At 38.2% G+C, this 764-nt stretch carries 1 protein-coding gene; it reads right to left on the bottom strand.

Annotated features, from left to right (window positions below):
* Window positions 1–415: 415 nt before the first annotated feature.
* The coding region (locus tag ACS8FD_RS19695; protein ID WP_459252161.1) for an MDR/zinc-dependent alcohol dehydrogenase-like family protein at window positions 416–764 on the bottom strand (349 nt) is incomplete at its 5' end.

Here is a 764-nt window from a genome sequence, read left to right as displayed (position 1 = left end):
CCATCAAGCTGCGTAACTAAAATATCCCAGGTTTAACTGTACGGATTTGATAGCGGAGGTCAGACAATTTGAAAAAAGTAGCATTTACACTATCATTTTAATCACTTACGGTATTATTATTATCTGAACTTATAAAAGCATTATTTATCATTAACTTAACGTATTAATTTGAATTCTGGTGGGCGCACCAATCATTTATTTAAAACAATGTATTTAGACATAACCTCGCATTACCTCAAGCCCTTTAAGCATTATCACACCTGGCTCTCAGTTTACTTACTAATTAACACCTCTTTTAAGCCGCCCAAAGCTGTCTTGTGTCTTTGACAGACTAAGTCTCTAAGAGCGATTGGGTGACTCACAACTGTATTATGTAGATAAAAAAAATAGTTATGTAGACAAAGAAGCAGCCCCTCTATATTTTGACCACATAGCGACCAACTGACTGTCCCTCTAGCATCAACTGATAAATTGCTTTGATATCTTCGAGCGCAATTTCATTAGTGATACTTGCTAGTGTCTCTACCTTCCATTCATCAGCGAGTTTATTCCAAGCCGCTTGCTTCTTGTCAAGCTTGCACTCGACAGAATCAATACCGATTAATCTGACACCTCGTAAAATAAATGGGAATACGTTGGTATTTAATTCATGTGAAGCGGTCAATCCACAGCACGTTGCGACACCATCGTATTTTATATACTTCAAAGCATTAGCTAAGATGTCACCGCCGACTGTATCAACCACCCCAGCATATCTCTCAGCC

It is taken from the genome of Psychrobacter sp. 1U2, assembly GCF_051847575.1.
The sequence above is the reverse complement of the archived record's forward strand: the minus strand, read 5'-3'. Positions and strand labels throughout refer to the sequence as shown.